Origin of the sequence: Longimicrobium sp., from assembly GCA_036377595.1 — a bacterium.
Classification (GTDB): domain Bacteria; phylum Gemmatimonadota; class Gemmatimonadetes; order Longimicrobiales; family Longimicrobiaceae; genus Longimicrobium.
Window position 1 is genome coordinate 21,447 of record DASUYB010000130.1, and the last position, 23,756, is coordinate 45,202.

A 23,756-nucleotide genomic window follows, 5' to 3' on the forward strand; every position below is an offset into this window, starting at 1 on the left:
CTTTCCCGCGCCGCCGCCCCGGCCGCATCTTCCCACCCGCGTCGGGGAGATCGTGACCGGCGGGGGAACAACCGATCGCATCACGAATCTTCCCGTCGTTCAATCCCGACCACGCAGGAGATCTCCCTCTCACCCCGGAGGACGAACAGGGATGATGCCGACGAGACGAACGCAGCTGGCCGCCGCCGCGCTCCTGGCGCTGGCCTCCGTCGCCCGCTCCGAGGCGGACGCGCGCCCGGCCGCCGTGCCGCCGCCGTACCGCCTGTCGCTGCGCGCGATGCTGTTCTACACGGACAAGGGAACGTTCTCGCCGGACCTGATCGCCCGGCCCGTGACGCTGTGGAACACGCCCGCCTTCGAGGGGCGCGCGGGCGGCTCGTCGAACGCCACGCTGGTGGTGGCCGTCGTCACCGGCGAGCCGGGGAGCTACCTCCCCGAGCGCAAGGTGGAGCTGACGGTGACCGAGCGCGGCCGCACCACCTTCCAGCGCGCGCAGGAGACGGGGATCCTCACCACGCAGGGGCGCACGTACGTGGCGTTCTGGCTGTACGGCACCGGCTGCACGCGCCTGCGCCTCTCCGCGCGCATTCTCGGCCAGACGCCCGCCGGCGCCCCCGTCACCGCTTCGATCCCGTTCGACTGCGGGGAGTAGGGTTCATGCGAAACCCGGGAATCTGGTTGATGCACCCGAACCGATTCCACGCTGACGTCATCCTGAGGCCGGCCCAGACTGTAATCAGCGTCTGCGCAAGTGCTTGCAGGCCGAAGGATCTATAATCGCGTCAGCACGAGAATCAGTCGGGACGCACCAATACTTCGGACCTGGTGTTAGGGGATCGGGGACAGGGGAAAAGTGAAGGCCGCGGCGGAGATCGGATTCTCCTTCGCGGCCGTCGTCTGTCGATACGATCTGCGCGTGAAACAAATCTCCCGCCAAGTGCGTCGTTTGTCGCGCGCGGACCGCAATTGCTCTCCCACCCACTCCCACCCTTCCCGCGGAGCCGGCCCATGGATCCCTTCTTCGCGACGGTCATGGCGGCCGAGGTGATGGCGCTGGCGATCATCGTCGGCGGAGTGCTGATGTTCCCCACGGCGCGACGGATGGGCAGGTACGTGGAGATGCTGATCGAGGAGCGCCGCAACCGCCTGAACCCGCCGAAGGACGTGCAGGAGCTGACCGAGGAGCTGGAGCGCACCCGCGAGGAACTGGCGCGCCTGAACGAGCGCCAGGCGTTCGTCGAGGCGCTGCTGGCATCCCGCCCCGCCCCCGCCCTCGCCGCCGGCGACGACGCTGCGCCGTAAGCCGTCGCAAAACAGAAGTATGGCGCGATCCGCGCTGGCGGATCAACTTGGGGAGAGCCGGCCCTGCCGTCGCGGAAATCTCCAGGAGACCGAGAAATGGATGCGGGAACCGCCTACGTCATCATCACCTCGCTGATCGTTTCGGCGATCGTGCTGAACCCGATCGCGAAGGGGTTGGGGAGATACCTGACCGGGCTCGGGGAAAGCCGCAGGAAGGACGCGCCCGCCGCGCCAGCCCCTGAGCTCCGTGCCGAGCTCGACCGCACGCGCGACGAGCTGGAGCGCACGCGCACCGAGCTCGAGCGCCTCGCCGAGCGGCAGGAGTTCCTCGAGGCGCTGGTGGCCGAGAAGGCGCTGCCCGCCGCCGGAGCAGGCGCGCAGAACGCGACCGTGTAAGCGTCCATATCCCGACAACGAGAACAGCGCCCGCGCGACCGTCGAGATCGGCGCGGGCGCTGATTACAGATTCCTCAGGCGCCTGGATTCAGCGCGTTCGAAGGATTCGGCGCAGCGCCTTCGGAATGACATGCTTACGGCGCCGTCACCGACCCCGCCGTGGTGAAGTCCGCGAAGGCGGACTGCGTGTCGTTGTAGCCGCGACTTGAGTCGCATACTCTCCGCACGAAATCCACCCACACGAATCGAGATCAGGCCCCGCACGTCGGATTCAGGTGATACGCCTTGGGCTGCACGAACGCGCGGATGCCGACGATGCCCAGCGTGGAGCCGATCCCCGAGTGGCGGCGGCCGGTCCACGGGAGGCGCGGGCTCACGCGGTCGCAGCAGTTCCAGTAGACGGTGCCCGCGTCCACCTGCCGCAGGATGCGCTCGGCACGCGCGCGGTCGGGCGTGTAGACGGCGGCCGTCAGCCCGTACTCGGTGTCGTTCATCCGCCGCACCCCATCGTCGTCGCCCTCCACCTCCATGATCCCGATCACCGGGCCGAAGGTCTCGTCGCGCATCACCTTCATCTCGTGCGTCACCCCCGCCAGCACCGTCGGCTCCCAGAACCATCCCCGCCCCGCACGCCGCTCGCCGCCGGCCAGGAGCCTCGCGCCGCAGCGGACGGCCTCGTCCACCTGCTCCTGCAGCACGTCCAGCTGCGGCTTCCGCGCGAGGGGGCCGACGTACGTCTCCTCGTCCATCGGATCGCCGACCCGGTAGCCGCGCACCGCCTCGACGAAGGCGTCGGTGAACTCGCGGGCGACGGCGCGGTGGACGTACACGCGCTCGACGGCGCAGCAGCTCTGCCCGGCGTTGTAGAACGCGCCCTCCGCGACCGCGGCCGCCGCGGCGGAGACGTCGACGTCGTCGCACACGTACGCCGGGTCCTTGCCGCCGAGCTCCAGCTGCACCCGCACCAGCCGCCCCGCCACCGTCTCGGCGATGCGTCGCCCCGTGCCGTACGAGCCGGTGAAGAACACGCCGTCGACGTCCTGCTCCAGCAGCGCCGCGCCCACCGGCCCCGCACCCACGATCGGCGCGAACAGCTCGCGCGGCACCCCGGCGCGGTACAGCAGGTCGGCGATGGCCAGCCCCGTGAGCGTGGCGAGCTCCGACGGCTTGTACAGCACCGCGTTCCCCGTCGCCAGCGCAGGGATGAAGACGTTGGAGCCGACGAAGTACGGGTAGTTCCACGCGGAGATGTTGGCGACGATGCCCAGCGGCTCCCAGCGGATGCGCTCCTCGGTGCCGTCCGTCTGCACCACCTCGTCGGCGATGGCGCGCTCGGTATGGTCGACGAAGAAACCGATGCGCGCGGCCATGGCCGCCAGCTCGTTGCGCGACTGGCGGATCGGCTTCCCCATCTCGCTGGTCAGCGTCGCGGCGAGGCGGTCCGTCTCCGCCGCCAGCAGCTCGCCGAAGCGGCGGGCGCACTCCACCCGCTCGGCCACGGGGCGCGCGGCCCACGCGGGCTGGGCCTCGCGCGCGGCCCACGCCTTCGCGCGGATGGAGTCGGGCGTGTCCTCGTCCAGCTCCCGGATCACCTCTTCGGTGGCGGGATTCACGACCTGCAGCATGGAGATCACACCTTCTTCAGTGGGTCGGTTTTCAACGCGCCGTGAGAGACATCTGTCCGGTCGCCACGCGGAGGCCCTCTCCCCCCGGCCCCCTCCCCCAAAACCGACTGGGGGAGGGGGAGACCTCAGCGCGGGGAGAGGGTTCGGCGCGGAACGGACGTATCCCCCTCCCCCGGCTCTCTACTTCGCGCTCACCCTCGTACCTCTCCGCGACTCCACGGCGCGGAGGAAGGCGGCGAGGATCGGGGTGCCGTGCAGGAGCGACGCGTCGCCGGGGTCCTGGAACTCCGGATGCCACTGCACGCCGTAGGCGAAGGGCGACGCCGACTCCGGCTCTCCGTCGCCGCGCGGGTCGTAGCGCAGCGCCTCGACGATGCCGTCGTCGGGGGAGACGGCCTCGACGCGCAGGCCGTCTCCCAGGCGGCGGACGCCCTGGTGGTGCACGGTGTTCACGCGGCCGCCCTCGCGATCGCCGTACAGCCGCGCGATCCACGAATCCGGCTCGAAGCGCACCTCGTGGAAGAGCTGGTCGTAGACGTTCCAGTCGCGGTGCGTGCGGCACTGCGGGTTCTGCGTGGCGATGTCCTGCCAGAGCGAGCCGCCCAGCGCCACGTTCATCACCTGCATCCCGCGGCACACGCCCAGCACGGGGATGTCGCGCTCCAGGCACGCGCGCACCAGCGCGATCTCGTAGCGGTCGCGCACCTCGTCTCCCGCCCACTCGGGCTTGAGCGGCTCCTCGCCGTAGCTGCCGGGGCAGAGGTCCGAGCCGCCCTGCAGCACCAGCCCGTCCACCTCGCCGAGCAGGTCGCCGATCGTGACGTCGCCCGCGGGCGTGGGGAGCACGAGCGGAAGCGCGCCGCCGCGCTGCAGCCAGTGCGTGAGCGACTCCTCCGCGTACAGCAGCGTCTTCCCCTTGAAGATCGGACGCTGCGGGTCCGCGTGAAGAAAGCACGGCGCCACGCCGATGCGCGGGCGGGTCATGGGATGAATACTCCGCGCAGGGCAGGCATCCCAGCGGCTTCGACGAGCATCCTGCCCGCCCGGCCGGCCCCCTCCCCCAGCCCCTCCCCCGCTGCGCAGGGGAGGGGAGCACTCAGCGCGGAAGCTGGATTCGGCGCTTTGTTCTCCCCCGCCCCTGCGCAGCGGGGGAGGGGCTGGGGGAGGGGGCCGCCCGCGGCCGCGCAGAAGCCTGCTTCCCGCTCCCATCCCATCCACCGTCAGAAGTAGTTGCTGGTGATGCCGCCGTCGAGCACGATCACCGCGCCGTTCGTCCACGTGCTCTCGTCGCTGGCCAGGTAGATGCCGGCGTTGACGATGTCCTCCGGGCGTCCGAAGCGGCCCGTGGGGTTGCGCGCCAGGCGGATTCGCTTGGCCTCGGGGTCGCTCAGCAGCCACTCGGTCATCAGCGGCGTCTCGATGGGGCCGGGGCAGACGGCGTTGCTGCGCACCCCCCGCGGTCCGAACTGCACCGCCAGCGACTTGGTGAGCGCGATCACCGCGCCCTTGCTGGCGGTGTAGGCGTCCTGCGGCACGCTGCATCCCAGCAGCGCCACGAAGCTGGCGATGTTGATGACCGACCCTCCCCCGCCCTTCACCATCTCGGGAATCCCGTATTTGCAGCAGAAGTAGATCCCCTTGACGTTCACGCCGAGGGTTTTATCCCACACCCACTCGTCGGTGTCGACGACGGAGTGGTCCTGCTCCATCATGATCCCCGCGTTGTTGTAGAGCACGTCCAGCCGCCCGAAGCGCTCCACCGTGGCGGCGATGGCGGCCTGGACGTCGCCCTCCTTCGACACGTCGCAGCGCACGAAGAAGGCATCGCCGCCGGCGGCCTTCGCGGCGTCGGCGGCCTCGCGGCCGGCGTCCTCCGTCAGGTCGGCCACGGCGACGCGCGCGCCCTCGCGGCAGAACGACTCGGCGGCCACGCGTCCCATCCCGCTGCCGCCGCCGGTTACGAAGATGACCTTGTTCTCGAGACGCATCCGGATCTCAGGTGAAAGTGCCCAGTGCTCAGTGCCCAGTGCCCAGGAACAGAAGTGCGTGAGTGCGTCGGTGCGCGGAATCCACGCAGCCGGACGCACTCACGCACGTTTCGCACTCACGCACCGCGGTTCCGCTTCTCCACCGCCAGCCGGCAGATGCGGTCGCACAGCTCGGGGAAGGAGATTCCCGCCGCGGCGGCGGACTGGGGGAGGAGGCTCGTCGACGTCATCCCCGGCAGGGTGTTGACCTCCAGGCACCAGAGGCCGCCGTCGGGGTCCATGCGGAAGTCCACGCGGCTGAAGCCCTCCAGCTTGAGCGCGCGGTGCGCCCGTAGCGACAGCTCCTGCACGGTCCGCGTCTGCTCGTCCGTCAGGTCGGCGGGGAAGATCTCGTCCGCGCCCCCGTGCTGGTACTTGCTCTCGTAGTCGAAGATCTCGCCCCGCCGCGGCACGATCTCGCCCACCGCCAGCGCCTCCCCGCCCAGGATGCCGCAGGTCAGCTCGCGTCCCGGGACGAAGCGCTCCAGCATCACCTCGTCGTCGTGCCGGAACGCCTCGGCGATGGCGGGCTCGAGCCGCGCCGGCTCCTTCACCACCGTCAGCCCCACGGTGGAGCCCTGCTTGTTCGGCTTCACCACTACGGGATAGCCGAGCCGCGCCTCCACTTCCGCAGCGTCGGTGGGCGCCATCAGCCAATCGGGCGTGGGGACGCCGGCGGCGCGGAAGAGGCGCTTGGACACGTCCTTGTCCATCGCGGTCGCGCTCGCGCGGTGCCCGCTTCCTACGTAGGGGATGCCGGTGAGATCGAGCAGCGCCTGGATCGTCCCGTCCTCGCCGGTGCCGCCGTGGAGGACGAGGAAGACGACATCGATGCCGCGCAGGTCCGCTCCGCCGAGCAGCGAGCCCGACGAGCCCGCGCGCACCATCGCCAGCTCGTCCGCGTCGGGCGGCGCGGGCGCCACGCCGGCGGTCAGCAGGCGCTGCTCCTCGGCGGGCCCCAGCGCCCCGCGCGCCGTGTCGATCGCGACGACGTCGTGGCCGCCCTCGCGCAGCGCCTTCACCACCTGCGCCCCGCTGGCGATGGAGACGTCGCGCTCCGCGCTGGTGCCGCCGAAGAGGACTGCTACGCGCATATCGGAATCAGAGCCGGGTCGAATGCTTCGGACGTGTGGACGAACTCGCCTTCAAGGACCAGCGCTCGCGCGGCCGCCGGCTCCCCCCCACCCCCGGCCCCTCCCCCACGAGGGGGGAGGGATGGGGGAGGGGAGACCTCAGCACGGAGGCAGGCTACAGCGCTGAGTTCTCCCCCGCCCCTGCGAAGCGGGGGAGGGGGCCGGGGGGAGGGGGCCGCCCGCGGCCGCGGAAACGTACGCTGCCGGCATCGGACTCCACCCCACCACTCAGCACTCAGCACTCAGCACTCAGCACTCAGCATCAGCACTCAGCACTCCCCATCACCCCCGCTCGAGGTACCGCTCCCGCTCCCACGTCGTCACCACCGCGTCGTACGTCTCCTGCTCGACGCGGGCGGCGTTGGCGTAGTGCTCCACCACCTCGTCGCCGAAAATCTCGCGGGCGAGGGTGCTCTCCTCCAGCAGCCGCGCTGCCTCCCACAGCGCGCGGGGGATGCGCGGCACGCCTGTGGCCGCGTAGCCGTTCCCCAGGAACTGCTCCGGCGGCTCGATCCCGTGCTCGATCCCGTGCAGCCCCGCGCCCAGGATCGCCGCGTACGTCAGGTACGGGTTCGCGTCGCCGCCGGGGAGGCGGTTCTCGATGCGCAGCGACGCACCGTTGCCCACCACGCGGAAGCCGCAGGTGCGGTTGTCGCGGCCCCACACCACGTTCACCGGTGCCCAGCTGGCCACCGCGTAGCGCTTGTAGCTGTTCACGAACGGGGCGATGAAGAACGCCAGGTCGCGCGCGACGTACATCATCCCGCCCAGGAAGTGGCGCATCGTGTCGCTCATCCCGAACGGCTCGGCGCCCTCGGCGAAGAACCGGTTGCGGCCGCCCTCCCCCGCGTCCCACACGCTCACGTGCACGTGCGCGCTGTTCCCCGTCCAGCGGTGGTCCGGCTTGGCCATGAAGGTCACCGCATGGCCGCCCTGCCACGCCATCTCCTTCACCCCGTGCTTGAACAGCGCGTGCCGGTCGGCCGCCTCCAGCGCGTCGGCGTAGTGGATGTTGACCTCGTGCTGCCCCGGCGCCGCCTCGCCCTTGCTGAACTCGATCGGCACTCCCGCCGCCGTCATCTCGTTGCGGAAGCGGCGGTAGAGCGGCTCGGCCTTGGTGGCCTGCAGCAGGTGGTAGTCCTCGTTGTACCAGCCGAAGGGGGTGAGATTGGAGAAGCCCTTCTCCGCCGCCTGCTCGTAGGTCTCCTTGAGGACGTAGAACTCCAGCTCGCTGGCCATCTTCGGCGCCAGCCCCATCCCGCGCGCGCGCTCGATCTGCCGCTTCAGGATCCCGCGCGGCGCGATGGGGATGTCGTCGCCCGTCGCCTCGTCCTTCGCGTCCGCGAGAACCAGCGCGGTCTTCTCCAGCCAGGGGATGACGCGCAGCGTGCCCCAGTCGGGCTCGGCCAGCCAGTCGCCGTAGCCGGTCTCCCAATTCGTGAGGCGGTACCCGGCGGGCGTGGTCATCTCCATGTCGGTGCCCAGCAGGTACGTGCAGAAGTGCGTGCCGTGCCGCGCGTGCTCCAGGAAGAAGCCGCCGGTCACGCGCTTGCCCATCAGCCGCCCCTGCATGTCGGTGATGGCCACGATCACGGTGTCGATGGCGCCGGAGCGGATGGCGCGCTCCATCTCGTCGGGGGTGATGCGGCCCGGACCCACGCCTGTGCCCGTCTCGCTCATCGCGCCTCGGGAAGATGGGGATGATGATGGTGATGCGGTTGGGACGACCGTGACGATGAGGCCGCGCGCCACCGGTTGCAAGAAGCGGCCCCGCGAGGCCACGCGATGCTTGTGCGATGCATTGCCGTCGATGACGTTTGATCGCCACGCCATCGCGCCCACGCCTCACCCATCCCGCCGATGCGCATCCCGCTCCCGAGCCTCGCGCTCGCCCTGCTCGCCGCGTCGCCACTCGCGGCGCAGCGCCCGCCCGAGCCGTACATCGACCGCGGCATCTGCCCGTTCGAGTGCTGCACCTACCGCGACTGGACGGCGGTGGGAACGATCCCCGTCTACGCCGAGCCGAAGATCGGCGCGCGGGAGATGTTCACCATCGCGCCCCGCGCCACCTTCCGCGCCGTCACCGGCGACGTGCACCTGCGGCAGGTGGGCATCGTCGTGGCCCGCCGCGCCGTGCCGCTCGAAGTAGCCGTCGGCGAGCAGCCGCGCAGCCTGGCCGCGGGCGACACGGCGTACGTCCTCAGCTATGTCGGGGAGGGCTACTACCGCCTCTGGATTCGCGGCGAGATCCAGTCGTACGAGGCGTTCTGGGACGACCGCCACGAATACCCGCGGCCGACGGACCGCCCGGGGGTGATGGTGCGCGACCCCGACGAGTTGTGGTGGGTGAAGGTCCGCACCCGCGCGGGCCGCGGCGGATGGATCCGGATGGACCGCGCCGACGTGGAGGGCGCCGACGCATGCGGCTGACACTCCTCGCCGCGATTTCCCTTCTGCTCGCGCCGCAGGCCGCGGACGGGCAGCAGCTCATCGACCCGTTCGCCGGCGTGCGGCCTTTCACTCCGCGAAGAACGAGAAATCGAACGCGGCAACTTCACCCCTTCCGGCGACTTCTTCGATGCCCTACGTGCTGAGATGATCCCACGCCGGGACTCATCATCCACGAATCGAGCCGCCGGAGAACGCTCCGGCGGCTCGATCGTTTGTGAGGCGAATCGCGACGCTCAGGCCACGGCGGCCACGGGCCGGGGCTGCGCGGCTTCCACGGGCACCGCGACGGGGAGCAGCTTCCGGCGCAGCGCGCCCAGCGCGAGGCCGGCCAGCATCCACCCGAACACCTGCTCGCCGGTGGCCAGCAGCGCGTACGACCAGGGGAAGCCGAACCAGATCGCATCGGAGAACGAGATCCCCACGCCCGCCGCCAGCCCGGCGAGCCCGAGCAGCATCCCGTCGCGCGCCACGGTGGCCGACGCGAACGCGAGCACCAGCATCGCCAGCAGCGCGCCGAGCGCGAGGTCCGCGAGCCCTTCCTTCACCAGGAACGGACCCACCGGCGCATTGCTCTGGTCGGCCATGTCGGGCGTCATCCGCACGGCCGCGACCACGCCGCGCGAGGAGAAGTACAGCCCGTTCGAGGCCGCGCCCTGGCGCACAGTCGCGGCCACGGCCTGGTCGTTGGAGAACTGCTTCAGCACCAGCGGGTCCAGGCTCATGTTCCAGGCGGCGCCCCAGGCGAACAGGATCACGCCCGCGACCACGGCGCCGACCAGCACGAACTTCGTCTTCATGGCCCACCTCCGGGGGGATTGACGGCGGGAGAAAGGGGATTCGATGCGGCGTCCGCAGTGTGCCGTCCACCATGCACACTGTCAATACTTTCGAACGACGAGAGGCCGCCCGGGGCAGGACGGCCTCTCTTCGCGATGGTGATGGAGACCGGCGGCTACATCCCCACGTACTTCAGGCCGCTGCCGGTGTTGAAGAGGACGACGGAGTCGCTCTCGCGGATGGCTCCGGTGGAGCGGAGGCGCTCGACGGCGGCGGCGGTGGCGGCGCCCTCGGGCGCGCAGAAGATGCCGGTGTCGCCGCCGACGATGGGCGTCCATCGCCGCATCTCGTCGTCGGGGACGGCGACGGCGGCGCCGCCGGACTCGCGGATGGCGCGCAGCATCAGGAAGTCGCCCACGGCGCGGGGGACGCGCAGCCCCGAGGCGTACGTCTCCGCGTCCTCCCACGGCGCGGCGTCCTCCGTCCCCTGCTCCCAGGCGCGGACGATGGGGGCGCAGCCGGCGGCCTGCACGGAGATCATCCGCGGGCGCGCGGAGCCGATCCACCCCATCGCCTCCATCTCCTCGAACGCCTTCCACATCCCCACCAGCCCCGTCCCCCCGCCGGTGGGATAGACGATCACGTCGGGCAGCGTCCAGCCGAGCTGCTCGGCCACCTCGTACCCCATGGTCTTCTTCCCCTCCACGCGATACGGCTCCTTGAGCGTCGACAGGTCGAACCAGCCGTGCTCGCGCGCGCCGGCGGCCACGCGCACCGCGCAGTCGGTGATCAGCCCGTCGAGCAGCTCCACGTCGGCGCCGAGCGCGCGCATCTCCTCCACGATGGGCGCGGGCGTGTCGCTGGGGACGACGACGTGCGCGCGCATCCCGGCGGCGGCGGCGTAGGCGGCGGTGGCGCTCCCCGCGTTCCCCGCGCTGGGGAGGGCGACCTCGCCGATCCCCAGCTCCTTCGCGCGCGAGACGGCCATGCACAGCCCGCGCGCCTTGAACGACGCGGTGGGGTTCTGCCCCTCGTCCTTGATCCACATCCGCGCGACCCCGAGGCGATCCGCGAGCCGCGGCGCGTCGACCAGCGGCGTCCACCCCTCGCCGAGGCGGACGGCGTGGGCGGGGTCGCGCACGGGAAGGAGCTCGTGGTAGCGCCACAGGTCGGCGTCGCGGCACGCCAGCTCGTCGCGCGAGAGGCGGCGGGCGACGGACGCCAGGTCGTAGCGCGGATACAGCGGCTTCTCGCAGCATGGCGAGAGCCGGTGCGGGGTCTCGCTCTCGTAGCGCGCGCCGCAGCGGGTGCACTCCAGGTGCGTGGCCCCGCCGAAAGATTCATTCGACAAGCTATTTCTCTCCCGGTCTGCGAAACTGTGCTCTAACCAAGCGCGGCGTCCGCTCTTGGCGGCAGGTTGAAACCTGCCGCTGGAACTTCAAGAAGTCCGCCTTCGCGGACTCCGGTGGCCATGTCCTGCCGGGATGCCGGCATGTTGGCGGCATCAGGATCGCCGGGGACCGTCGGCTCGAGAAAGTTTGCCACCCGGCCCGTGCGGTGGTGCTGCTCCTGGTTCAGCACATAGCCACGGATTCGCGCCACGTGCTGGCGAGAGACGCTGAACGCGCCGTACCCGCCCTGCCACCGGAATATCTGAACCGGGCGTGCAGCACTGTTCACGAGGAACGACGAGGCGCCTTTCAACTGCTTCACCAGATCGGCGGGAGCGATGGATGCCGGCGCGCGGACCAGCAGGTGCACATGGTCCTCCATGCCGCCGATGGCGATCACCGCGACCCGGAGCTTGCGGCACTCCGCCTGGAGTGACCGGTACACCGCGTCGCGAACCTCGCCGGCCAGGAGCGGAAGCCGGTCCCAGGTGGCCCAGACCAGATGCAGGTACAACTCGGCATGGCTGCTCATGGCGATCCCCCGGGGCGAGAGTGACGCCTGCGGCCGCGAATGGAAGCCGCGGCCACAGTCCGCGAAGGCGGACTTCTTGAAGTTCCAGCGGTGGGTTTCAACCCACCGACACCGGCGGGCAGCCACCCTGAATGGCGCTGGAAGCTCACAATCTTCACCCCGTCGCCGACAGATCCGCAACCACCCGCGCGTAACCCGCCACCGCCGCGCCGCATCACACCCTTCGAGCCAGCACAGCCCACCCACCTGACGCCGAGAGTGTTGCGCGTGCCGCGTGCGCTGCCGTATCTGTTCCCCTCGCCATCGTCCGTGCGCCCACCCGCGCGGCGCCGTCCGCCCGCGCAGCGATTCCGCCGCACGCACCTGCCGCCCGTGCAACCCGCGCCGCCCGCCGAGCCCGCCGCCACCGGCCCGGACGCCGCCCTCCTCGCCCGCCTCCGCGCGGGCGACGACGACGCGTTCCGCGAGCTGGTGCGCGAGCAGATGCCCATCCTCCTGCGCGTGACCCGGCGGCTGCTGCGCTCCGAGGACGAGGCGCGCGACGCGGTGCAGGACGCGTTCGTGGCCGCCTTCCGGGGGCTCCCCTCCTTCCGCGGCGACTCGCGGCTGGGCACCTGGCTCTACCGCATCGCCGTGAACGCGGCGCTGGCCAAGCTACGGGCGCGCGCGGGCGCCGACGAGGTGAGCCTGGACGAGTGGCTCCCGCGCTTCGCGGAAGACGGGCACCAGGTGGAGCCGAGCGCGCCGTGGCCGACCGACGCCGGCGCCGAGCAGGCCGAGGTGCGCGCCCACGTGCGCCGCGCGATCGACCGCCTCCCCGACACCTACCGCACCGTCATCCTCCTGCGCGACATCGAGGAGCTCAGCACCGACGAGGCGGCCGAGGTGCTCGGTATCTCACCCGGCGCGGTGAAGGTGCGGCTGCACCGCGCGCGGCAGGCGCTACGCACGCTGCTCGACCCGTGGATGCGGGGGGAGCGGGAATGAGCGCGCTTCCCAACTGCCGCGAGGTGCTTGACTTCCTCGACGACTACTACGCCGGCGAGCTCGACCCCATGCGCACCGGGGCCTTCGAGCGGCACCTGGCGCTCTGCCCCTCGTGCCGCGGCTACCTCGACAGCTACCGCCGCACGATCGAGATGGAGCGCGAGGCGTTCGCCGAGCCCGAGCTCCAGGACCCGCCCGAGGAGCTGGTCGACGCGATCCTGGCGATCCGGCGGCCAGCGTGAGTGCATGATACAAGTGCGAAAGTGCGAAAGTGCGAAAGTGCGAAAGTGCGTTTGGTCGATGCGCGATGGCAGATGCCGTCGCGCATCGCTGCTTCTGCCCGCGATCCCGTTCGCAGTGCGCGCGACGATTTGGCGTGGACGGAACCGCACTCAGCACTCAGCACTTCTTCACCCCGTCCTCCTGGGCGGCCGCACCGCCATCACCACCTCGGTGGGGCCGCCGCACTCCGCGCATTCCGCGGCCGCGCCTTCCTGCCATCTCCCGCACTTCACGCACAGGGTGATCAATCGCCCCTCCTCGTCCGATTGGGCGGGGAGGAGGAACGCGGTGCCGTCGTCCGCGACCGCGCGGAGCGACGGGCCGGTGTAGAAGTGCGCCAGCAGGTCGCGCACGTCCGTCTCCTCCGTCTTCGCCGTCACCACGTCCTCGCGGAGGACGGCGGTGCGGTTGCGGAAGCGGCTGCGCTCGGCCGTCCAGGTGCGCTCCACCCCGGGCTCGGGCTCCAGCTTCAGCGTCAGCCCGCGCGACTCGAGCGTGAACGGCACCGCCAGGCGCCGCCGCAGCCGGTCCGCCGCGCGGTCCACCTCCAGCGCGGGCGCCAGCTGGCGGCGGTTGGCCACGTGGATCGACGGGTCGCAGAAGATCACCGCGCGCGCGTGCGACCAGAGCGGCGTGCGCAGGTAGCCGACGTCCGTCTCCACCACCGCCGTGTAGTCGTACGGCCGCTCCACGGGCCCCACCTCGATCCGCGCGCCCCGCACCCCCGGCGCGCCGCCGAGCGCCGCGAGCGCCGCGAGCACCGCGCGCGCCAGCGCCTCGCGCCGCTCGCGGTCGGTCAGCGGGCACCACAGGTCGGGGTCGAGCAGCTCGGGCGCGTCGGTCGGCATCGTCGCGGATCGTCGTTCGTCTTCGGGAGATGGGAAGCGCGGGAATCTACCCGCCGCGCCTGCGCGAGGCCATCGAACGGCGAGTGCGTGAGTGCGGAAGTGCACGAGTGCGTCTTCACCTCCGGCACGTCATCATCCCCCAAAGCAGAGATGCGCGACGGCGGATCGCCATCGCGCATCGCTGCAGCGCACTCTCGCACTCATCTCACCCGCGCGGGCGCGGCGGAGAGGCCCGAGGGTCGTAGATGAACGAGATGGGGAGCATCACCCACACCGGCACGGCGTGTCCGTTCAGCCTGGCGGGCGAGAACCGCATCGCCAGCGCCGAGGCCACGCCGGCGGCGCCGAAACCCTCGTGCGTGGCCGACATCACCTGCACCGACGCCGAGTCGGGCAGGCCCGCAGCCGTGACGCGGAACCTGAGCGTCACCGTCCCCGAAACCTTTGCCTGCCACAGCGCCCACGGGTAGTTGCGCCGGATCTCCCGCACCACCTCACGGCGGTTCAGCAGCGCCGGCTGCTCCTCGACCGCGACGAGCTCGCGCGCGCTGTCGGCCGGCGCGGCGGAGCCCTGCGCGGCCGCGGGCGCCGTCCACGCGAGCAGCGCCGCCAACGCAACGGCGATGCGACGGACTCCGGATCTACCCTGCACCGGGAGCAGCTTCTTCATCTTTGATGGTGATTTGACTTCGTCGATTCACCCACTACAGCGGCGGGTCCCGCGAGGAATCTACGAGTAGTCCCACAATAAACAAGCGTTTACTGGGACGACTCCGCGGCCCCGGACGAGAACGGCTGCAGCTGGAAGGTGAGCGGGAGCGTCATCCACACCGCCACGGGATGCCCTTCGCGCGTGGCGGGGTGGAAGTGCATCTGCCGCACGACGGCGATCGCGCCGCGCCCGAACGCGGGGATGGTGGCGTACAACACCTCGATCTTTCCCGCCCTGCCGTTGGGACGCACCTCGACGCGGACGACGGCGCACCCCGACGTCCCTGCGTCGCGCTGCTCGCGCGGATAGTTGCGCGCCATCGCCATCGCCACGTTGCCGACGTTGATGAGCTGCGGCCTGGCGTCGACCTGCTCCAGCGCGAACACCGAGTCGCCGGGAGATGCGGGCTCGGCCGCCGGCTGCGTTGCGACGAGCGAGTCGCACGCCTGGGCGGATGCGGCCCGCGGCATCGTCATCGCCGCGAGAAGGCCGGCGGTGCAGAGGAGGAGGCGGATTCTCATCCCGAAGGAGATCGGTCAGGCGTCGTGGAGGGCGAAGACGATGGGAAGGGTGATCGGCGCCGCGATCGCCTTCCCCTGGAACGTGGCGGGGCGGAAGCGCAGCCGGTGCACCACGCGCATCGCCGGCTCCAGGAACTCCTGGTGGGAGACGGAGACGACGTGAACGGTGCCGCGCTGCACGTGCCCGTCCGCGGCGACGGTGAACTCCAGCACCACGCTCCCCTCGGTGCCGGTGCGCCGCAGCACCTCGGGATAGTGCTGCCGCGCCAGCCGCGGCAGCTGCGCGGGCGTCAGCAGCTCCGGCGGCACGTCCACCTCCACCTCGCCCGGCGCGAGGCCGTCCGCCGTGTCGGCGGGCGGCGGAGCGACCTGCGCGGCGGCGGTGCGCGGCTGCGCGAGCATCGCGGCCGCCGCCATCGCGGCGACGAGGAGCAGGCGATCGAGGGTGCGGCTCATGGGAGCCTCCGGGAGGAGAGGGTGATGGGAGCGAGGTGCGGAACAACCATCTACGCTGAAACGATCCTGATCCCCCGGCCCTGACGGAGGATCACCGGTCGGGATGGAAGGTGATGCGCAGGATGACGTCAACCGCCGCGCCGCCCTCCGCCGCGGGGCGGAAGCGCAGCTGGTGCGCGATGCTCCGCGCGGCGTCGCCGAACTTCTCGTGAGACTGGGAGACCACGGTCACCCTCGCGGCGCGCCCGGCCTCGTCCACCCGCACGCGCACCATGACGTCGCCCATGACGCCTGCGTCGCGCAGCAGCGACGGATAATAGCGCCGCACCAGGCCGGCCAGCCGCCCGGGGTTCAGCAGCTCCGGCGCGGCGGGCCCGGCGCTGTCCACCGTGACCGCGTTGTCGGTGACGGGCGACATGAACTGCGCCGCCGCGGACGTGGGACGCACCAGCAGCGCCGCGGCGAGCACCGCGGCCGCAACCAGGCATTTCGAAGCGTGGATCACTGCTCGTCTGGAGATGGAAGATCGCAGGAAAGACGGAGATCACATCGCGGCGGGACGATGGAGCCGGACTATCGGGACAATCATAACTTCCGCGGCGGGAGATGGGAACATGCGGCGGCGGACGTGGGACAGATCGCGCGTTCATGATCTCGTTCCCATCGACACGATCATTATCCTCACGCGGAGACGCGGAGACGCGGAGAACTCAGCGCCGCGGTTGGTTCTCCGCGCCTCCGCGTCTCCGCGTGAGTAAAAACAGTCTCTGGGCCACTCGAGCAATCCGGCTGGGATGGGGTCACCCTCCGCGCGAGGCAAGGAGCCGCTCCGCCGCGCGCAGGCCGGACGACACCGCGCCCTCCACGTTCGGCGCGACGAGATAATCTCCCGCGAACGCGACGCGCGGGTGCTCCGCGTCGGGCCGCTCCGCGCGGAGGCGGGCCAGGTGCTGCAGCGAGCCGGGGCGGAAGACGGTCCACCCGTGCTCCCAGCGGTACAGGCGCACGGTGCGGATCAGCGACGCGATGCGGGGGAACGGCTTCGCCAGGTCGGGGAGGATGAGTTTCATCGCCTCCTCCGCGGTCGCGTCCATCAGCCCCGGCCCCACCTCGGGGAGGGGGAGCGCGAGGAGAGCGCCCAGCCCCGGCGCCACCTGCCCGGGGAGCTTGGCCTCCTGCGAGCAGACGGCCGCCAGCGCGCGCGACTCGCCGCGCGCCCACGACAGGCCGAACCAGCGCGTCCCTACCGGGCGGTCGAGCACGATCCCCACCGTCACCGTGGGCCGCACGTCGACCGCTCCTAACCATTCGCCCATGCGCGGCATCTGAGCTTGTACGGCGGCGCGCGCCGCGGGCGCGGGAAGGGCCACGACGGCGGCGTCGAAGCGCTCCGCCCACCCATCCCCCGCCAGCTCCACCCCGTGCTCGTCCGCGGAGAGGCGGCGGACGGCCGTGCGGACGCGCACCTCGCCGCCGGCCTGGCGGACGGCGCCGGCCAGCGCGTCGCAGAAGCCGCGGGCGCCGCCGCGCAGCGCCAGCACGTCGAGCGACATCCCCTGGCGCGCGAGCGCGTGGTAGAAACCGGCGCTGGCCTCCTCCGCGCGCGTGCCGTAGAGGGTGCAGAGGAGCGGGTCGGCCAGCAGGTCCACGAAGTCGCGCCCCATCTCCCTGAGGCCCCACGCGGCGGCCGACTCGCGGTCCAGCCCGGCGGCGCGCTCCAGCGCCTCCATCCGCAGCGCGTCGGCGTGGCGGTGGAGATAGGGGAGGTAGTGCGCGCCGAGCTTCAGCTTGAGCCCGAAGGGAATGGCCCCCGACGCCAGCATCGACGTCGGAGACCCATACACCACCTCGTGCGCCGCGCCCCGGCGCCAGAGCGCGTCGCGCCCCGAGGTGCGCTCGCACAGCGCGGCGGCGCCGGCTTCGCGCAACACGCGCAGGAACGACGTGTACACCGAGCCGAACAGCTGCGTGGCCGCGTCGATGCGGCACCCGTCGACCTCGTCGGTGCGCGTGCGGCCGCCCCACGCCGGCGCCGCCTCGAGCACGGTGACCGACGCGCCGGCGCGCGCCAGGCGGAAGGCCGCCGCCAGCCCCGCCGGCCCGCCGCCGGCCACCGCCACGCGCATCCCCGCCGCGTCAGCCATCGCGGCGCCGAACGAACTGGTTGCAGCGGACGAACGCCCGATCTAGCTTCACCCCCATCACCCCCTCCCTTCCCGGAGCCTATGAGACGCAGAGAGTTCATCCTGCACGGCACCGCCGCCGCCGCGGGGCTGGCGGCGGGGTCGGCGCTCCTGCCGCGCGCGCTCGACGCCCGCCCCGCGCGCGAGGACTGGCTGGCCGACCCGGCCACCCGCGAGCTGGCCATGCGCGCCGTCGACGCCGCGCGCCAGGCGGGCGCCACCTACGCCGACGTGCGCATCTCGCGCAACCGCTCGCAGTCGCTGGGCACCCGCGAGCAGCAGATCACCTCCTTCAACGACAGCGACACCTACGGCTTCGGCGTGCGCGTGCTGGCCGGCGGCGCGTGGGGCTTCGCCGCCAGCCGCGACGTGACGCCCGACGAGGTGGTCCGCGTGGCCCGCCAGGCAGTCGCGCAGGCCCGCGCCAACGCGGCCACGGTCAAGCGCCCCATCGAGCTGGCGCCGGCCGAGCGCGTGGCCGACGGGAAGTGGACCTCGGCCATGCAGGTCGACCCCTTCACCATCGCCATCGAGCAGAAGGTGGACCTGCTGCTGCGCGCCAACGCCGAGGCGCTCAAGGTGCAGGGCGCGCGCTTCGTCACCTCGTCGATGTTCTTCCTCAAGCAGGAGAAGAGCTTCGCCAGCACCGACGGAAGCTGGATCGAGCAGACGTACTACCGCGCCTATCCGTCGATGACCATCACCGCGGTGTCGGCCGACCGCTCCGACTTCCAGAGCCGGCAGAGCACCGACATCGCCCCGCGGGGGATGGGATACGAGCACGTCACCGCCGCCAGGCTGGTGGAGACCGCCGGCCGCTGGGCCGAGGAGGCGGTGGCCAAGCTCTCCGCCAAGCCGGTGCAGCCGGGGCGCTACGACCTGGTGCTCCTGCCCACCCACCTCTGGCTCACCATCCACGAGTCCATCGCGCACCCCACCGAGCTCGACCGCATCATGGGGTTCGAGGCCAACTACGCGGGCACCTCGTTCGTCACCCCGCCGGCCGACTACCTGGGCAAGTTCCGCTACGGCCCCGACTTCATGAACATCCAGGGCGAGCGCAGCACGCCGGGAACGCTCTCGGCCACCGGGTGGGACGACGAAGGCGTGAAGCCCGACGAGTTCCTGATCGTGCGCAACGGCGTGGTCAACGACCTGCAGACCACGCGCGAGCAGGCGCCGTGGCTGGCCGACTGGTACCGCCAGCAGGGGCGCCCCGTGAGCAGCCACGGCAACTCGTACGCCCAGAACTGGTCCGACGTGCAGTTCCAGCGCATGCCCAACGTCAACCTCCTTCCCGCGACGAGCGAGGTGACGCTGGAGGAGCTGATCGGCGACGTGCAGGACGGGATCCTGATCGACGGCGACGGCTCCTTCTCGATCGACCAGCAGCGGTACAACGCGCAGTTCGGCGGGCAGGTGTTCAAGGAGATCAAGAACGGGCGGATCACCGGCCCGCTGAAGGACGTCGCCTACCAGATGCGCACGCCGGAGTTCTGGAACTCGATGGACGCCATCGGCGGGCGCGGCACCTACTTCATCGGCGGCTCGTTCTTCGACGGCAAGGGCCAGCCCAGCCAGGTAAACGCCGTGAACCACGGCTCGCCCGCGGCCCGCTTCCGCCGGGTCAACGTCATCAACACCGGACGCAGAGCGTAACCCCGCCATGCCTGCCAGATTCATCTCGCGCGACGAGGCCGAGTCCATCGCCCGGCGCACGCTCGCGTTTTCCACGGCCGACGACGCGCGCGTGCAGATCCAGAGCTCCACGCACGGCAACACCCGCTTCGCCCGCAACCAGGTGTCCACCGCCGGCGACGCGTACGACGCCACCCTGGCCGTGACCGCGGCCTTCGGGAAGAAGGTGGCCTCGGCCAGCACCAACCGCTTCGACGAGGAGTCGCTGCGCAGCGTGGTGCAGACGGCCGAGCGGCTGGCGCGGCTGGTGCCCGAGGATCCCGAGTACCTGGGCGAGCTGGGCCCGCAGCAGTATTCCCGCACCACGGCCTTCTCCGAGGCCACGGCCAACCTGACGCCCGAGCAGCGGGCCGCGGCGGTCAACGCCATCACCCGCCCCGCCGAGGCGCAGGGGCTCATCTCCACGGGCTTCCTCGACATCATCACCGGCTCGCAGGCGGTGGCGACGAAGAAGGGGCTGTTCGCGTACGACACCGCGTCGATCGTGAACCTGACCACCACCGTCCGGACGCCCGACGGCACCGGCTCGGGGTGGGCGGGCGACGCGGCCAACGACTGGGCGCGGCTGAACCCGGGGGCCATGGCCGAGCGCGCCATCCGCAAGGCGCAGCTCTCGCGCAACCCGCGCGCCGTGGAGCCGGGGAAGTGGACGGTGATCCTGGAGCCCACCGCCGTGGCCAACATGGTGGGGCTGATGATGGGGTCGCTCGACGCGCGCCAGGCCGACGAGGGGCGCTCGTTCTTCTCGAAGGCCGGGGGGAACAAGATCGGCGAGAAGTTCCTGGACCAGCGGGTGACCATCGTTTCGGACCCCGGCAGCGCGGTGGCGCCGATGGCGGCGTTCAACGGGCAGGGGCTTCCCAACCGGCGGATGCTGTGGATCGAGAACGGGTCGCTGCGGAACCTGGTCTACAACCGCTTCTGGGCGCAGCGGCAGGGGCGCGAGCCCACCGGCTTCCCGGCCGGGTTCGAGATGGCGGGCGGCACCAGCACGGTGGAGGAGATGATCCGCGCCACCGAGCGCGGGCTGCTGGTCACCCGCTTCTGGTACATCCGCCCGGTGGACCCGCGCACGATCCTGTACACCGGCCTCACCCGCGACGGCACCTTCCTGATCGAGAACGGCCAGATCACCACGGCGGTGAAGAACCTGCGCTGGAACGAGTCGCCCGTGTTCATGCTGAACAACGTGGAGATGATGAGCGCGCCGGTGCGCATCTCGGCCAGCGAGAGCGGCGACGTGAGCCCGGCCGTGGTCGTCCCGGCGATCAAGGCGCACGACTTCACCTTCACCTCGCTCTCCGACGCGGTGTGAGATAGAAACAGAAAGTCTCACGCAGAGGGCGCAGAGGACGCAGAGGACCACGGTGAGTTCTCTGCGTCCTCTGCGCCCTCTGCGTGAGATTTCTTTTCGTAAATCATCTTCCTGCAAGATGTTGGGGACCCATTAGGGGTTGAAAACCGAAGAGGAATTCGATAGATTGAGGGGCTCGCACCGGTAGCTCAATTGGCAGAGCAGGGGACTCTTAATCCCAAGGTTGAAGGTTCGATTCCTTCCCGGTGCACTGCCCCTTGGTGTAATTGGCAACACGCCTGACTCTGGATCAGGAAAGTCCAGGTTCGAGCCCTGGAGGGGCAATCTCCCCAACGCAGATCGGGGTGACCGGCACATGGCCGGTCACCCCGATCTTCGTTTCGCGCGGCCGCGCGTCAGAGCATCCGGATGGCGATGTAGTAGCTGATGGCGCCCACGATCAGCACCCACGTGAGCCCCGCGGCCAGGCCCAGGAAGCTGGCGGCGCGGTCCTTCCGGGAATCCTCCCGCGTGTACTCCACGTGCGACATCTCCAGCTCCTCCGGTCGGTCTATCGGGATCGGTTCGTCTCGGTCGGAAGTCTTGATCGGCGCGTAACCTGGCATTCCCCGCCCCCGCGCGCAATGGGCGGCGGGAGACCTACGACGCGTCGCCCAGGCGCTCCAGCATCACCGCCGTGCCGTAGCAGAGCACCTCGGTGGCGGACTGGCCGATCTCCGACGCGTCGTAGCCGATGCCGATCACCGCGTCGGCGCCCAGCTCGCGCGCGTGGCGGGCCAGCTCGGCGGTGGCCTGCTGGCGCGTCTGCTCGCACATCTCCGTGAACTCGCGGATCTGCCCGCCCACGATGGTCTTCAGCCCCCCGATGAACCCCTGTGAGAAGGTCGGCGCGCGCACCACCACGCCGCGCACCAGCCCCAGGTACTCGCGGATGCGGTAGCCCTCGATGGCCATCGTCGTGGTCATGATCAGCCGGTCGGGCGCTGGGTTCGACATCAGCGGCGCTCCTGCACGAGGGTGTTGTGGAACGAGGCGATCTTCCAGGCGCCACCGTCGCGGGTGAGCACGGCGCTCCAGAGCGCGGCCATGTCGCCCGCCGCCGGGCCCGCGGGCACGTGCAGCTTCGCGTCCACGTGCGCCAGCGCCACGTCCGCCCGCAGCAGGCGCGCGGACTTCAGGCGGTATTCGACGCGGCTGCCGGCGTAGATCGTCCGGAAGATGTGCTCGTGCCCCGCGGCGATGGCGTCGCGCCCGCGGGCGTGCATCCCCACGATGTTCACGAAGTCCGCGTCGCCGGCGAAGGGCGCGGCGAACCCGGCGCTGTCGCCCGCGTTCCAGGCGTCCTGCAGCGCCTGCACGATCGGCGCGACCTCGGCGGCGATGTCCGTGGATGCGAAGGTGTCGCTCATGGATCTCTCGAAAATCGGTGGGATGGGGATGATGCGCGGATCGCGCGGAGATGGAGAAGCGCCCCCACAAGCTCTGCGGGGGCGCTCCGCCGTGCAAGGAGATTCTCCGCCGCTCCGCGGATCTACCGCTCGAGCCGGAAGCCGGGGTCCACCGCCGGCCGCTGCGGCGCGTTGGTCACGGCCCAGCCGGTGGCGTACATCCACCTCGTCATCCGCGCCAGCTTGGCGTAGTCGATCCGCTCGGCCTCGTCGCGCGGCGTGTGGTAGTCGGGGTGCAGCAGCGTGGTGAAGAAGATCGCCGGGATCCCCGCGCGCGCGTACGGCAGGTGGTCGCTGCGGAAGTACCAGAACTCCGGGTGCGCGGGGTCGTCCCAGGTGGTGTCCAGCGCGAAGCGGGTGAAACGGCGGTTCGCGTCCATCGCCATCTCCACCAGCCGCACGGAGTTGCGGTGCGGCGGCACGGCGCCCAGCAGCGCGGCGCTGTCCGGCCGGTTGCGCCCGATCATGTCGCCGTTCAGCACCGCCACCAGCGCGCCCTTCGGCACCGTCGGATGCTCGACGAACCAGCGCGAGCCCAGCAGCCCGCGCTCCTCCGCGCCGTGCCAGACGAAGAGCGCGGTGCGCTTCCCCGGCTGCCGCGCGAACGCCCGGCCGATGGCCAGCATCGCCACGCTCACCGTGCCGTTGTCGTCGGCGCCGTTCCAGATCGAGTCGCCGTTGGCGGGGAAGCGGACGCCGTCGTGGTCCTGGTGCCCGCTGAACACCACGTACTCGCGCCGCAGCGACGGGTCCGCGCCGGAGACCATCGCCACCACGTTCACCGACGGGTAGACGAACGACTCGCTGGAGATGCGCGCCACGAGCCGCTGCCCCGGCCGCTGCAGCGCCTCCGCCATCCCCCGCCGCAGCCAGACCACCGGCGCGCGCGACGGGCGCCGCGGCTCCACGCCGGCCGAGTCGAGCCCGTACGTCCCCCGCTCCATGTACGACGACTGCACGTCGAACTGCGTGTCGGCGATGGAGTCGGAGACCAGCAGCACGGCCGCCGCGCCGCGCGCCAGGAAGGTCTCCGCGCGGTCGCGCAGCGCGGCGCGCACGTAGCGCCACGCCCACAGGCTCACCGAGCGCGGGGGTACGGCGCGCGGCGGCGTCACCACCGCCGCGACGGCCTTGCCGCGGAGATCCATCCCCGCCAGCGCGGCGCTGTCTCCCTCCCCCACCCACACGACCGGGGCGTCGATGACCGCGTCCGCCGGAGAGACGACGGTCGCCTCGCGCCAGAGGGCGAGCGCGCGGCCGCCCACCTCGATGCGGCTGTGGCCGGCGACGCGCACGCGGCGCATGGGCCAGAACTGGAAGAAGGTGCCGTCGTCGCCGGCGGGCTGGAGACCGGCCGCGCGGGCGCGCTCGGCCAGCCACATCGACGCGCGCAGCTCGTCCAGCGTCCCCGCCTCGCGCCCGCGGAAGGTGTCCGCCGCCATCGCCGTCAGGTCGCGCCGCAGGTCGGCCTCGCGGATGGCGCTGAACGCGGGCGGATCGCCGCCGGGGCCGTTCATGGAGGTCACGCGGATCTCGCCCTGCGCCGCCAGCGCGCGCGGGAGGGCGGCGGAGAGCGCGAGGAGGACGAGCGCGCGCGGCATCTTCATCTGCGTCACCGAATCGGAGAGGATGGGGATCGCGGAGATGGGAGATTATATCGCGTCGCACCGGA

26 protein-coding genes and 2 tRNA genes are annotated in these 23,756 nt (G+C 71.2%); 10 read left to right on the forward strand and 18 right to left on the reverse strand.

All coding sequences use genetic code 11. The annotated features are described in order from the left end of the window. Positions 1-154 precede the first annotated feature (154 nt). The 3 genes from VF092_22745 to VF092_22755 all read left to right on the forward strand — a co-directional run bounded on the left by VF092_22745 (position 155) and on the right by VF092_22755 (position 1,698). A complete protein-coding gene (locus tag VF092_22745) occupies positions 155-652 on the forward strand; it encodes a hypothetical protein (GenBank protein HEX6750131.1) in 498 nt (165 codons plus the stop codon). Positions 653-1,008: 356 nt separating this feature from the next. Next, on the forward strand, positions 1,009-1,302 hold the full coding sequence (locus tag VF092_22750; protein HEX6750132.1) for a hypothetical protein: 294 nt from the start codon (positions 1,009-1,011) through the stop codon (positions 1,300-1,302). A 96-nt stretch (positions 1,303-1,398) separates the two neighbouring features. Further along, complete coding sequence (locus tag VF092_22755; protein HEX6750133.1) at positions 1,399-1,698, forward strand: hypothetical protein; 300 nt, start codon at positions 1,399-1,401, stop codon at positions 1,696-1,698. Positions 1,699-1,949: 251 nt separating this feature from the next. On the opposite strand, the gene VF092_22760 is transcribed toward VF092_22755, so the two are convergent. The 5 genes from VF092_22760 to VF092_22780 form a co-directional block, all read right to left on the reverse strand. After that, complete coding sequence (locus tag VF092_22760; protein HEX6750134.1) at positions 1,950-3,323, reverse strand: aldehyde dehydrogenase family protein; 1,374 nt, start codon at positions 3,321-3,323, stop codon at positions 1,950-1,952. Between the two features lie 180 nt (positions 3,324-3,503). After that, complete coding sequence (locus VF092_22765) at positions 3,504-4,307, reverse strand: gamma-glutamyl-gamma-aminobutyrate hydrolase family protein (GenBank protein ID HEX6750135.1); 804 nt, start codon at positions 4,305-4,307, stop codon at positions 3,504-3,506. A gap of 236 nt (positions 4,308-4,543) precedes the next feature. After that, complete coding sequence (locus VF092_22770) at positions 4,544-5,311, reverse strand: glucose 1-dehydrogenase (protein ID HEX6750136.1); 768 nt, start codon at positions 5,309-5,311, stop codon at positions 4,544-4,546. 116 nt (positions 5,312-5,427) lie between these two features. Next, positions 5,428-6,444 (reverse strand): D-alanine--D-alanine ligase, encoded by a 1,017-nt coding sequence (locus tag VF092_22775; GenBank protein HEX6750137.1) that lies wholly within the window; start codon positions 6,442-6,444, stop codon positions 5,428-5,430. A 321-nt stretch (positions 6,445-6,765) separates the two neighbouring features. Continuing rightward, positions 6,766-8,163, reverse strand: coding sequence for a glutamine synthetase family protein (locus tag VF092_22780; protein ID HEX6750138.1), 1,398 nt, complete (start codon positions 8,161-8,163; stop codon positions 6,766-6,768). 180 nt (positions 8,164-8,343) lie between these two features. Here VF092_22780 and VF092_22785 point away from each other — a divergent pair, with 180 nt between their 5' ends. Next, entirely contained in the window at positions 8,344-8,913 is a 570-nt protein-coding gene (locus VF092_22785; protein ID HEX6750139.1) for a hypothetical protein, read from the forward strand. A gap of 254 nt (positions 8,914-9,167) precedes the next feature. Here VF092_22785 and VF092_22790 read toward each other — a convergent pair whose 3' ends face one another. The 3 genes from VF092_22790 to tnpA all read right to left on the reverse strand — a co-directional run bounded on the left by VF092_22790 (position 9,168) and on the right by tnpA (position 11,634). Continuing rightward, on the reverse strand, positions 9,168-9,731 hold the full coding sequence (locus tag VF092_22790; protein HEX6750140.1) for a hypothetical protein: 564 nt from the start codon (positions 9,729-9,731) through the stop codon (positions 9,168-9,170). 155 nt (positions 9,732-9,886) lie between these two features. Then, complete coding sequence (locus VF092_22795; GenBank protein ID HEX6750141.1) at positions 9,887-11,062, reverse strand: threonine synthase; 1,176 nt, start codon at positions 11,060-11,062, stop codon at positions 9,887-9,889. A gap of 32 nt (positions 11,063-11,094) precedes the next feature. Continuing rightward, positions 11,095-11,634, reverse strand: a complete 540-nt coding sequence (tnpA, locus tag VF092_22800) for an IS200/IS605 family transposase (GenBank protein HEX6750142.1) — start codon at positions 11,632-11,634, stop codon at positions 11,095-11,097. 267 nt (positions 11,635-11,901) lie between these two features. Here tnpA and VF092_22805 point away from each other — a divergent pair, with 267 nt between their 5' ends. Together VF092_22805 and VF092_22810 are read left to right on the forward strand one after the other, a co-directional pair. After that, on the forward strand, positions 11,902-12,621 hold the full coding sequence (locus tag VF092_22805; protein HEX6750143.1) for a sigma-70 family RNA polymerase sigma factor: 720 nt from the start codon (positions 11,902-11,904) through the stop codon (positions 12,619-12,621). Continuing rightward, the gene (locus tag VF092_22810) at positions 12,618-12,863 is read left to right on the forward strand and encodes a zf-HC2 domain-containing protein (GenBank protein HEX6750144.1); all 246 of its coding nucleotides are present in this window, start codon (positions 12,618-12,620) and stop codon (positions 12,861-12,863) included. Before VF092_22805 ends, VF092_22810 begins: the two co-directional genes overlap by 4 nt. A gap of 168 nt (positions 12,864-13,031) precedes the next feature. On the opposite strand, the gene VF092_22815 is transcribed toward VF092_22810, so the two are convergent. The 6 genes from VF092_22815 to VF092_22840 all read right to left on the reverse strand — a co-directional run bounded on the left by VF092_22815 (position 13,032) and on the right by VF092_22840 (position 17,584). Then, positions 13,032-13,751 (reverse strand): hypothetical protein, encoded by a 720-nt coding sequence (locus VF092_22815; GenBank protein ID HEX6750145.1) that lies wholly within the window; start codon positions 13,749-13,751, stop codon positions 13,032-13,034. 205 nt (positions 13,752-13,956) lie between these two features. After that, positions 13,957-14,421: a TonB family protein gene (locus VF092_22820; protein ID HEX6750146.1), complete on the reverse strand. Its 465-nt coding sequence runs from the start codon at positions 14,419-14,421 to the stop codon at positions 13,957-13,959. An 89-nt stretch (positions 14,422-14,510) separates the two neighbouring features. Beyond that, positions 14,511-14,984, reverse strand: coding sequence for an energy transducer TonB (locus VF092_22825; GenBank protein ID HEX6750147.1), 474 nt, complete (start codon positions 14,982-14,984; stop codon positions 14,511-14,513). Positions 14,985-14,999: 15 nt separating this feature from the next. Next, on the reverse strand, positions 15,000-15,440 hold the full coding sequence (locus VF092_22830) for an energy transducer TonB (GenBank protein ID HEX6750148.1): 441 nt from the start codon (positions 15,438-15,440) through the stop codon (positions 15,000-15,002). Positions 15,441-15,531: 91 nt separating this feature from the next. Further along, positions 15,532-15,945: an energy transducer TonB gene (locus tag VF092_22835; protein ID HEX6750149.1), complete on the reverse strand. Its 414-nt coding sequence runs from the start codon at positions 15,943-15,945 to the stop codon at positions 15,532-15,534. A 295-nt stretch (positions 15,946-16,240) separates the two neighbouring features. Next, on the reverse strand, positions 16,241-17,584 hold the full coding sequence (locus tag VF092_22840; protein HEX6750150.1) for an FAD-dependent oxidoreductase: 1,344 nt from the start codon (positions 17,582-17,584) through the stop codon (positions 16,241-16,243). Between the two features lie 81 nt (positions 17,585-17,665). On the opposite strand from VF092_22840, the gene VF092_22845 reads away from it, so the two are divergent. From VF092_22845 to VF092_22860, 4 genes are all read left to right on the forward strand, one after another. Next, positions 17,666-19,282 (forward strand): TldD/PmbA family protein, encoded by a 1,617-nt coding sequence (locus VF092_22845; GenBank protein ID HEX6750151.1) that lies wholly within the window; start codon positions 17,666-17,668, stop codon positions 19,280-19,282. A 7-nt stretch (positions 19,283-19,289) separates the two neighbouring features. Continuing rightward, positions 19,290-20,636 (forward strand): TldD/PmbA family protein, encoded by a 1,347-nt coding sequence (locus VF092_22850; protein ID HEX6750152.1) that lies wholly within the window; start codon positions 19,290-19,292, stop codon positions 20,634-20,636. 177 nt (positions 20,637-20,813) lie between these two features. After that, a tRNA-Lys gene (locus tag VF092_22855) sits at positions 20,814-20,886 on the forward strand. A gap of 1 nt (position 20,887) precedes the next feature. Continuing rightward, positions 20,888-20,960: transfer RNA gene (locus VF092_22860), tRNA-Gln, on the forward strand. Positions 20,961-21,031: 71 nt separating this feature from the next. On the opposite strand, the gene VF092_22865 is transcribed toward VF092_22860, so the two are convergent. The 4 genes from VF092_22865 to VF092_22880 form a co-directional block, all read right to left on the reverse strand. Beyond that, the gene (locus tag VF092_22865) at positions 21,032-21,166 is read right to left on the reverse strand and encodes a hypothetical protein (GenBank protein HEX6750153.1); all 135 of its coding nucleotides are present in this window, start codon (positions 21,164-21,166) and stop codon (positions 21,032-21,034) included. A 109-nt stretch (positions 21,167-21,275) separates the two neighbouring features. Then, positions 21,276-21,632, reverse strand: coding sequence for a YbjQ family protein (locus VF092_22870; GenBank protein HEX6750154.1), 357 nt, complete (start codon positions 21,630-21,632; stop codon positions 21,276-21,278). Next, positions 21,632-22,045 (reverse strand): SgcJ/EcaC family oxidoreductase, encoded by a 414-nt coding sequence (locus VF092_22875; GenBank protein ID HEX6750155.1) that lies wholly within the window; start codon positions 22,043-22,045, stop codon positions 21,632-21,634. The genes VF092_22870 and VF092_22875 overlap by 1 nt, the downstream gene beginning before the upstream one ends. A 122-nt stretch (positions 22,046-22,167) precedes the next feature. After that, positions 22,168-23,691 carry a M28 family peptidase gene (locus VF092_22880; protein HEX6750156.1) on the reverse strand — a complete coding sequence of 508 codons (1,524 nt, stop codon included), beginning with the start codon at positions 23,689-23,691 and terminating at the stop codon, positions 22,168-22,170. Positions 23,692-23,756: the final 65 nt, after the last annotated feature.

Bases quoted from the DNA above. Each gene is read 5' to 3' on its own strand.
- VF092_22745 (HEX6750131.1), top strand. From the start codon at position 155: ATGCCGACGAGACGAACGCAGCTGGCCGCCGCCGCGCTCCTGGCGCTG.
- VF092_22750 (HEX6750132.1), top strand. From the start codon at position 1,009: ATGGATCCCTTCTTCGCGACGGTCATGGCGGCCGAGGTGATGGCGCTG.
- VF092_22755 (HEX6750133.1), top strand. From the start codon at position 1,399: ATGGATGCGGGAACCGCCTACGTCATCATCACCTCGCTGATCGTTTCG.
- VF092_22760 (HEX6750134.1), bottom strand. From the start codon at position 3,323: ATGCTGCAGGTCGTGAATCCCGCCACCGAAGAGGTGATCCGGGAGCTG.
- VF092_22765 (HEX6750135.1), bottom strand. From the start codon at position 4,307: ATGACCCGCCCGCGCATCGGCGTGGCGCCGTGCTTTCTTCACGCGGAC.
- VF092_22770 (HEX6750136.1), bottom strand. From the start codon at position 5,311: ATGCGTCTCGAGAACAAGGTCATCTTCGTAACCGGCGGCGGCAGCGGG.
- VF092_22775 (HEX6750137.1), bottom strand. From the start codon at position 6,444: ATGCGCGTAGCAGTCCTCTTCGGCGGCACCAGCGCGGAGCGCGACGTC.
- VF092_22780 (HEX6750138.1), bottom strand. From the start codon at position 8,163: ATGAGCGAGACGGGCACAGGCGTGGGTCCGGGCCGCATCACCCCCGAC.
- VF092_22785 (HEX6750139.1), top strand. From the start codon at position 8,344: ATGCGCATCCCGCTCCCGAGCCTCGCGCTCGCCCTGCTCGCCGCGTCG.
- VF092_22790 (HEX6750140.1), bottom strand. From the start codon at position 9,731: ATGAAGACGAAGTTCGTGCTGGTCGGCGCCGTGGTCGCGGGCGTGATC.
- tnpA (HEX6750142.1), bottom strand. From the start codon at position 11,634: ATGAGCAGCCATGCCGAGTTGTACCTGCATCTGGTCTGGGCCACCTGG.
- VF092_22810 (HEX6750144.1), top strand. From the start codon at position 12,618: ATGAGCGCGCTTCCCAACTGCCGCGAGGTGCTTGACTTCCTCGACGAC.
- VF092_22815 (HEX6750145.1), bottom strand. From the start codon at position 13,751: ATGCCGACCGACGCGCCCGAGCTGCTCGACCCCGACCTGTGGTGCCCG.
- VF092_22820 (HEX6750146.1), bottom strand. From the start codon at position 14,421: ATGAAGAAGCTGCTCCCGGTGCAGGGTAGATCCGGAGTCCGTCGCATC.
- VF092_22825 (HEX6750147.1), bottom strand. From the start codon at position 14,984: ATGAGAATCCGCCTCCTCCTCTGCACCGCCGGCCTTCTCGCGGCGATG.
- VF092_22830 (HEX6750148.1), bottom strand. From the start codon at position 15,440: ATGAGCCGCACCCTCGATCGCCTGCTCCTCGTCGCCGCGATGGCGGCG.
- VF092_22840 (HEX6750150.1), bottom strand. From the start codon at position 17,584: ATGGCTGACGCGGCGGGGATGCGCGTGGCGGTGGCCGGCGGCGGGCCG.
- VF092_22845 (HEX6750151.1), top strand. From the start codon at position 17,666: ATGAGACGCAGAGAGTTCATCCTGCACGGCACCGCCGCCGCCGCGGGG.
- VF092_22850 (HEX6750152.1), top strand. From the start codon at position 19,290: ATGCCTGCCAGATTCATCTCGCGCGACGAGGCCGAGTCCATCGCCCGG.
- VF092_22865 (HEX6750153.1), bottom strand. From the start codon at position 21,166: ATGTCGCACGTGGAGTACACGCGGGAGGATTCCCGGAAGGACCGCGCC.
- VF092_22870 (HEX6750154.1), bottom strand. From the start codon at position 21,632: ATGTCGAACCCAGCGCCCGACCGGCTGATCATGACCACGACGATGGCC.
- VF092_22875 (HEX6750155.1), bottom strand. From the start codon at position 22,045: ATGAGCGACACCTTCGCATCCACGGACATCGCCGCCGAGGTCGCGCCG.
- VF092_22880 (HEX6750156.1), bottom strand. From the start codon at position 23,691: ATGAAGATGCCGCGCGCGCTCGTCCTCCTCGCGCTCTCCGCCGCCCTC.